This is a genomic window from Ruegeria sp. C8 (assembly GCF_056537565.1).
The window spans coordinates 68,770-74,824 of record NZ_JBQFRV010000021.1 but is presented as its reverse complement, the minus strand read 5'-3'; the positions used below and the strand labels follow the sequence as shown (position 1 = coordinate 74,824).

Genomic DNA, 6,055 nt, shown 5'->3' with positions numbered 1-6,055 from the left:
CGAAGGCGGCCGCACCGTCGGCGCCGGCGTTGTGTCGAAAATCACTGAATAAGTCGCGTAAGCGAATGATCAGACGGAAAGGGCGTCCCTCAGGACGCCCTTTTTCGTTTGAGCTATACGGTTCCGAGGTGGGCCTAAACGTGTTCGAATCGAGATGACGCTTGGAAAGTTCGCCGTCGTTAAGGGCAAAACGGATTGAGGTTTCTTAATCCAAACTCCACCTCTCCCAAAGACAGGAAACCCACATGTGATCTGAAACAAGAAGCGGGGCGTGCGCAGGCCGAGCCGCTGACGTAATCAGGAGGAAATCATGTTGGGTTTTGAATTCTTGAACTATGGAACGCAAATCCTTCACAGCAAGGATCTGGAAGACATGCGATCTGCCATCCTTAGTGACGACGACCAAGAAGTCGACTGTGATATCAGCGAGTTTAGACGAGAGCGTAAGCGGTTCGACGTCCGGCTTGCCGAGCAGCCTAACAGAATCTGAAGCGCTAAAGCACGTCCAGAACCTGTGTCGTCAACCAGCGTATTCACCGTAGCGTGGGGTGAAAACCTTCCAGACCAAGTCGGTTTTCTCTGAATGCTCAATTGTCGCGTGTAGGCTTTACACCTCGTCCATAGTTCTTTAGCGCGTTCTTGTTGCGAAGTTGGTCCTGAAGATCAGTTCTTGGTGCTGGGTCGTGTCGCTCTTTGAGGTGGGGCAGAGCCAACAAACCCCTTGCCAAACCCCACCAACCCCACTAATACGCGCGAGTTCTCGATAAGAACGTCAAGGCGGGGTGATTCCCGCCTTTTGGGTTCGAAGAGGGTTGGCGATGCGCGTCTGTCCTCCTCTCAACCTCAACGCCTAAAAAAGGCTGTTAATATGCAAAGCCAAAATATCCGTATTCGGCTGAAGGCATTTGACTATCGCGTTCTGGATGCCAGCACGCAAGAGATCGTCAACACTGCCAAGCGGACCGGCGCGAATGTGCGCGGCCCGATTCCGCTGCCGAACAAGATTGAGAAGTTCACGGTTCTCCGTGGCCCTCACGTTGACAAGAAATCCCGCGACCAGTTCGAGATCCGTACGCACAAGCGTCTGCTCGACATCGTTGATCCGACCCCCCAGACCGTTGACGCGCTGATGAAGCTCGATCTCGCTGCTGGTGTGGATGTCGAGATCAAGTTGCAGTCGTAAGATCGGAGGGTATAGATTATGCGCTCTGGTATTATCGCAAAAAAAGTTGGCATGACCCGCCTGTTCATGGAAGACGGCAAGCAGATCCCTGTAACCGTTCTTCACCTGGACAACCTGCAGGTTGTTGCACAGCGTACCGCTGACAAAGACGGCTACACCGCCGTTCAGCTGGGCGCCGGTGCTGCCAAGGCAAAACGCACCTCGAAAGCCATGCGCGGTCACTATGCCGCTGCCAAGGTCGAGCCCAAGCGTAAGCTGGCCGAGTTCCGCGTCTCCGAAGATGGTCTGATTGATGTGGGCGCCGAGATTTCGGCAGAACACTTCCTGGAAGGTCAGAAAGTTGACGTTTCGGGCACGTCGATCGGTAAAGGCTTTGCCGGTGCGATGAAGCGCTGGAACTTTGGTGGTTTGCGCGCCTCGCACGGTGTTTCGATCAGCCACCGTTCGCACGGTTCGACCGGTCAGTGTCAGGATCCGGGTAAGGTTTTCAAAGGCAAGAAGATGGCCGGTCACATGGGTGCTGCCCGTGTAACCACCCAGAACTTGGAAGTCGTCAAAACCGACGCCGACCGGAACCTGGTCTTCATCAAAGGCGCCGTTCCTGGACCGAAATCGGGCTGGGTCACCGTCAAGGACGCCGTGAAGAAGAAAGCACCGGAAGGCCTGCCTTTCCCGGCTGCTGTGAAATCGGCTGCAACCGAAGCACCTGCGGAAGAAGCTCCCGCGGAAGGTGGTGAAGCATGAAACTTGATGTAATCAAACTGGACGGCGGCAAAGCCGGCGACATCGAGCTGAACGCCGATCTGTTCGGTCTCGAGCCGCGTGCGGACATCCTGCACCGTGTGGTCCGTTGGCAGCGCAACAACGCGCAGGCCGGCACCCACAAGGTCAAGACCCGCTCGGAAACCAGCTACTCGACCAAGAAGATCTATCGCCAGAAGGGCACCGGTGGCGCACGCCATGGTGACCGTAATGCGCCGATCTTCCGTGGTGGCGGTATCTACAAAGGCCCCGTCGTTCGTTCGCACGGCCACGACTTGCCCAAGAAGTTCCGCAAGCTTGGCCTGCGCCACGCTCTGTCGGCCAAAGCCAAGGCAGGTGAACTGGTTGTGATCGAGAACGCCGAAGCCGAAGGCAAGACCGCCGCTCTGGCCAAACAGGTTGCAAACCTGGGTTGGAAACGCGCTCTGGTCATCGACGGCGCGACCGTGAACGAAGGGTTCCTGAAAGCGTCCAAGAACATCGAAGGTCTGGATATCCTGCCGTCGATGGGCGCAAACGTCTATGACATCCTCAAGCGTGACACCCTAGTGCTCACCAAAGCGGCTGTCGAAGCACTGGAGGCTCGTCTGAAATGAGCGCGAAGGCAGAACACTACGACGTGATCCGCAAGCCGATCATCACCGAAAAGTCGACCATGGCGTCCGAAAACGGCGCGGTTGTCTTTGAAGTGGCGATCGACAGCAACAAGCCGCAGATCAAAGAGGCCGTTGAGGCGCTGTTTGGTGTGAAGGTCAAAGCGGTGAACACCACCGTGACCAAAGGCAAGGTCAAGCGGTTCCGCGGCCAGCTGGGCCGTCGGAAAGACGTCAAAAAAGCATATGTGACCCTGGAAGAGGGTAACACAATCGACGTGAGCACCGGTCTTTGATCCGACGCTTACTGCGAGCATTCACGGCCTCGGTGGTTCAACCCGCCGGGGCCGATTTCGTTTCAGACCCTGAAACTGTGCGTGTGCAGGTGCTGGAGCAAATGCGGGCGTTCAGTGCCGAGCCTTATTTTCAGATTGCCGATGAGAAGCTGGGGCTGCTGTCGGTGTTTGATGATCTGAAATACGACCGGGCAGATGTGGACATGATCTCTCCGGCGATGCGCAAGCATGTGGTCGGCAAGCTTGGCCCGCTGGGGTTCCGTCAGACCTCGGGCACGGTGTTGGAGCACGCCGAGGCCGATATGCGCGTGCACATTCCCAAGTTCCACGCCCTTGGCGCGTCACCTTTCGATATCGCGCGCTATACCGAGAAACGCCCGCAGGACTACTGCCTGCTGACGCCCACGCAGGTGGCCTGCCAGTACGTGGATCACTATGAGTTGGACGACGCGGTGCAGCGGATTGAGGCGTTGATTGCGAAGCACCCGATCAACCTGCTCAAACTGGCGGATTATCTGGAAGGCAAACCCAAACACCGCGTCTTTCGCGAGGTGCTGGGGCATATCAAACTCAAGCAGAGGATCGCGGTGGAGTCCGAGCCGCTGTGCCGCAGACGGTCTTTGGGGTGAGTACTTGGTGAAGCCTTTGTTGTGTGATCGATAGACACCGCTGCGATACCGGAATCTGCGTATGCGACAGAAACGATCAAATCGACTTGTTATTGCGTCTTGATAGTAATCTGCGACGCAAGGACCTCTGCTCTACGCACACAGAGCGCTGAACCCAGAAAGATGATACAACAACAATAAGTTTCAAATACAATGTCATAAGAACCTGAGAAGTGTCACCACCAGTTCGTGGAGGTATCGAAATTGAGATTGTCTGTCTTTTGCGTTTTTGCCCTGGCCTTGCCGTTTCCCTGTTTTTCGCAGGAATCAGCTCCAACCGACATTAGGAATGCCATTCTGACCAGCAGATCAGGCGATTGCGCTGACTACATTGGTAGCTACAAAGCGGACGTCGAAGATATCCAAAAGGGCACCTCCTACGAGGCACAAGTCAAGATAGACGCCGACAACGAGACTTGTACAATTGCTACGAATGGGACACCCAACCATGACTTCAATGGTGCGACAGCACGTTTTGCCAATGACTTTCGTCCTTTGTTGAGTGAATTCCAAATTACGCGAAAGCCAGAAAAGGCTACAAACCCGAGTCCCCTGGGCCAACAGGCATACAACGCCATATTGTTGAATGGCGTACCTGTGGATTTGCTTTCGGCAGGTTGCTATCGACCAGATGCTCCCCGAGCTGACAAAAACGGCAACGTGCTTGCTGGTTGTACCATCCGCGACCCCTGGCTGATTGATCCGCCATCTTACGATAAGTACTTTGGGGTTGATTTACATAATGCGCATACACAGCCAGATGGCAGGTATCACTACCATTCGAACCCGAACGCACTGTTCAATGACCGACAGTTCGATGCGCCTTCTCCAGTAATCGGTTTTGCGTCAGACGGTTTCCCGATATACGGAACAATCTTCGAGGATAGCGACGGGAAAATTCGAGCGGCCCTCTCGGGCTATGAGTTGAAGTCTACGGAGAGGCCAAAACCGCCGAACGGCCCGGGTGGTATGCCGGATGGCACTTACGTTGAAGACTATGAGTTCACAGGCAATGGAGATCTGGATGAATGCAATGGTATGACCGTTGATGGTCAATACGGGTACTATGTCACAAGCTCGTATCCATGGATTCTGAATTGCTACACAGGAACTCCCAACCCTTCGTTCCGAAAGTGATTTGGAAACGGTTGTCCAAAACTGTTCAATCTGTGGCGCCACCGGTAAGAATTAACGAGTGCTACCGAGATTTGCAGCATGCACTTGGCTAGCTTGAAAGAATCCGCCGCCCCCTATAGACACCTACCCCCAACCCTGTTAAACGCACCCAATCTTGCGGCCTCGGATTCGTTCCGGGGCCTCTGATATTTGTAACCGGGGACCTTCGGGGCCCTATACCCTTGGCACCTACGGGGGCCTATCACATAGCGGGGGAAGTCCCTCGCACTTGCTAAACGGAAGACAGAAAGCATGGCACTCAAGTCGTACAAGCCGACGACGCCGGGCCAGCGCGGGCTGGTGCTGATCGACCGTTCGGAGCTTTGGAAAGGACGTCCGGTCAAGTCTCTCACAGAGGGTTTGACCAAATCGGGCGGCCGGAACAACACCGGACGGATCACTTCACGCCGCCGCGGCGGTGGCGCAAAGCGTCTCTACCGGATCGTTGACTTCAAACGGAACAAATTTGATGTCGCGGCAACCGTCGAGCGGATCGAATATGACCCGAACCGGACCGCATTCATCGCACTGGTAAAATACGAAGACGGCGAGCAGGCATATATCCTTGCTCCGCAGCGTCTGGCTGTTGGTGACAAAGTCGTGGCATCCGCCAAGGCCGACATCAAGCCTGGCAACGCAATGCCGTTCTCGGGCATGCCCATCGGTACCATCGTCCACAACATCGAGATGAAGCCCGGCAAAGGCGGTCAGATCGCACGTGCGGCCGGTACTTACGCTCAGTTCGTTGGTCGCGATGGCGGCTACGCTCAGATCCGTCTGAGCTCGGGCGAGCTGCGCATGGTCCGTCAGGAATGCATGGCCACCATCGGTGCCGTGTCCAACCCCGACAACTCGAACCAAAACCTCGGTAAAGCCGGTCGTATGCGCCACAAGGGCGTTCGTCCGTCGGTTCGTGGTGTTGCAATGAACCCGATCGATCACCCGCACGGTGGTGGTGAAGGTCGTACCTCGGGTGGCCGTACGCCGGTTACGCCGTGGGGTAAGGACACCAAGGGTAAGCGTACCCGCAACAAGAACAAAGCGTCCCAGAAGCTGATCATCCGCTCGCGGCACGCCAAGAAGAAGGGACGTTAATCCATGTCTCGCTCTGTTTGGAAGGGTCCTTTCGTCGATGCTTACGTGCTGAAAAAAGCCGAAGCAGCGCGCGAGTCGGGCCGCAACGAAGTCATCAAAATCTGGTCGCGTCGTTCCACCATTCTGCCCCAGTTCGTGGGTCTGACCTTTGGTGTGTACAACGGCCAGAAGCACATTCCCGTCAACGTCTCGGAAGACATGATCGGTCAGAAGTTCGGTGAATACTCGCCGACCCGTACCTATTATGGCCACGCCGCAGACAAAAAAGCGAAGCGGAAGTAA

9 protein-coding genes are annotated in these 6,055 nt (G+C 55.6%); all 9 read left to right on the top strand.

Annotated elements, in window-relative coordinates; genetic code table 11:
• The first annotated feature begins 310 nt into the window (after positions 1-310).
• The 9 genes from ACR0KL_RS20655 to rpsS all read left to right on the top strand — a co-directional run bounded on the left by ACR0KL_RS20655 (position 311) and on the right by rpsS (position 6,055).
• On the top strand, positions 311-490 hold the full coding sequence (locus ACR0KL_RS20655; protein ID WP_480777450.1) for a hypothetical protein: 180 nt from the start codon (positions 311-313) through the stop codon (positions 488-490).
• 378 nt (positions 491-868) lie between these two features.
• Positions 869-1,183 carry a 30S ribosomal protein S10 gene (gene rpsJ, locus ACR0KL_RS20650; RefSeq protein ID WP_008756422.1) on the top strand — a complete coding sequence of 105 codons (315 nt, stop codon included), beginning with the start codon at positions 869-871 and terminating at the stop codon, positions 1,181-1,183.
• A gap of 18 nt (positions 1,184-1,201) precedes the next feature.
• Complete coding sequence (rplC, locus tag ACR0KL_RS20645; RefSeq protein WP_008758167.1) at positions 1,202-1,927, top strand: 50S ribosomal protein L3; 726 nt, start codon at positions 1,202-1,204, stop codon at positions 1,925-1,927.
• Positions 1,924-2,541 (top strand): 50S ribosomal protein L4, encoded by a 618-nt coding sequence (gene rplD / locus ACR0KL_RS20640; protein WP_008756644.1) that lies wholly within the window; start codon positions 1,924-1,926, stop codon positions 2,539-2,541. The genes rplC and rplD overlap by 4 nt, the downstream gene beginning before the upstream one ends.
• Positions 2,538-2,834 (top strand): 50S ribosomal protein L23, encoded by a 297-nt coding sequence (locus ACR0KL_RS20635; RefSeq protein WP_008757532.1) that lies wholly within the window; start codon positions 2,538-2,540, stop codon positions 2,832-2,834. The genes rplD and ACR0KL_RS20635 overlap by 4 nt, the downstream gene beginning before the upstream one ends.
• A complete protein-coding gene (locus tag ACR0KL_RS20630) occupies positions 2,831-3,463 on the top strand; it encodes a hypothetical protein (RefSeq protein ID WP_170681384.1) in 633 nt (210 codons plus the stop codon). The genes ACR0KL_RS20635 and ACR0KL_RS20630 overlap by 4 nt, the downstream gene beginning before the upstream one ends.
• Positions 3,464-3,706: 243 nt before the next feature.
• Positions 3,707-4,639 (top strand): YHYH protein, encoded by a 933-nt coding sequence (locus ACR0KL_RS20625; protein WP_480777449.1) that lies wholly within the window; start codon positions 3,707-3,709, stop codon positions 4,637-4,639.
• Between the two features lie 291 nt (positions 4,640-4,930).
• Complete coding sequence (gene rplB / locus ACR0KL_RS20620; RefSeq protein WP_120633917.1) at positions 4,931-5,773, top strand: 50S ribosomal protein L2; 843 nt, start codon at positions 4,931-4,933, stop codon at positions 5,771-5,773.
• Between the two features lie 3 nt (positions 5,774-5,776).
• Positions 5,777-6,055, top strand: coding sequence for a 30S ribosomal protein S19 (gene rpsS / locus ACR0KL_RS20615; protein WP_005980699.1), 279 nt, complete (start codon positions 5,777-5,779; stop codon positions 6,053-6,055).

Coding starts and splice junctions, on each gene's coding strand:
- ACR0KL_RS20655 (WP_480777450.1), top strand. CDS start 311: ATGTTGGGTTTTGAATTCTTGAACTATGGAACGCAAATCCTTCACAGC.
- rpsJ (WP_008756422.1), top strand. CDS start 869: ATGCAAAGCCAAAATATCCGTATTCGGCTGAAGGCATTTGACTATCGC.
- rpsS (WP_005980699.1), top strand. CDS start 5,777: ATGTCTCGCTCTGTTTGGAAGGGTCCTTTCGTCGATGCTTACGTGCTG.
- rplC (WP_008758167.1), top strand. CDS start 1,202: ATGCGCTCTGGTATTATCGCAAAAAAAGTTGGCATGACCCGCCTGTTC.
- ACR0KL_RS20635 (WP_008757532.1), top strand. CDS start 2,538: ATGAGCGCGAAGGCAGAACACTACGACGTGATCCGCAAGCCGATCATC.
- rplB (WP_120633917.1), top strand. CDS start 4,931: ATGGCACTCAAGTCGTACAAGCCGACGACGCCGGGCCAGCGCGGGCTG.
- rplD (WP_008756644.1), top strand. CDS start 1,924: ATGAAACTTGATGTAATCAAACTGGACGGCGGCAAAGCCGGCGACATC.